The following is a 1,034-nucleotide window of genomic DNA, read 5'->3' on the forward strand; positions in this document are numbered from 1 at the left end:
GTTGGTGAGTTCATTCTTTGTTTAATGAAACGAGGAGAGTATAGCTGCCCTTTTTATTTGTGGGTAGCAAAATCACCGCTTAGTTTGCTAGGAGAGTTGCTACGAGCGCCTAGCTTGTCATTCGTTCTTCCATGATCTGCGAATACGTGTTGGCTTTCAAACCGTATATGATTTGGATATGACGTTCATCCAACACAACAACACCATGAGCGCCATGTTTCTTTAAAGCCTCTTTATCTACGACAGCAGTAGAGCGCAGCGTGAGTCTTAGCCGCGTTGCACACGCCCCGGTTTCCACTACGTTATCGAGGCCACCAATTGCGGCAATAATGGTGTCCACGTCTTGCTCGACATTTGGATTGGTTTGAGTCAAAAAACTAAAAACGCGTTTGAGAGCTTGAAACATAAAGAGTTATCTCGGGAACAGGGTTAGATGCGGAAACAAGGAAATAGAGTTATAGCGAAGAGGGAGGTGTGTTGTATGGGGCATAAAGCACAGATTTACATTTTTAAATAAAATCGCCATTGCGCTGCGAGAGAGCGAATAAAACAAAGGCTCCTAATGAGGAGCCTAATTCGATTTTAGTGGGCTGTATGTTTCATCCCTGCCATCACTTTTTTCACTGGCGCGTTAAAGCTCTGCTTTTGACCGTTATCGTAAGTCACGGTTACTTCGATTTCATCCCCTTCATTGAGCGGCGTTTTCAAATCAAACAGCATGATGTGTAGGCTGCCTGGTTTTAGCTCGGTGGTCTCTTTTGCGCCTAGCGTGATGCGGTCGATTTGGCGCATTTTCATCACATCGCCGTCTTTAATGACATCGTGTAATTCGACTTTGCCCGCTGCTGGCGTTTCTGCGGCAACGATATTGATGTCGTCTTGGCTGCGGTTGGCAAAGGTTACGAAGACGGCGCTGGTGGTTGCACCCGGAGCCATAGCACGCGCATACGGTTCGTGCGCCATGACATCGAGCTTAGCCTGAGCTAAAGGGCTGAGCAGTAATGCCCCCAAAGCCAATGTTTTGAACAGTTGAT

2 protein-coding genes are annotated in these 1,034 nt (G+C 46.9%); both read right to left on the reverse strand.

Features of this window, described 5'->3' with window-relative positions; translation table 11 throughout:
• Positions 1-109 precede the first annotated feature (109 nt).
• Positions 110-406 (reverse strand): glucose PTS transporter subunit EIIB, encoded by a 297-nt coding sequence (locus R7Q47_RS26590; protein ID WP_005480175.1) that lies wholly within the window; start codon positions 404-406, stop codon positions 110-112.
• A gap of 176 nt (positions 407-582) precedes the next feature.
• Entirely contained in the window at positions 583-1,029 is a 447-nt protein-coding gene (locus tag R7Q47_RS26595) for a copper chaperone PCu(A)C (RefSeq protein WP_140328497.1), read from the reverse strand.
• Between the last annotated feature and the right edge of the window lie 5 nt (positions 1,030-1,034).

Source organism: Vibrio sp. Vb0349, from assembly GCF_033338975.1.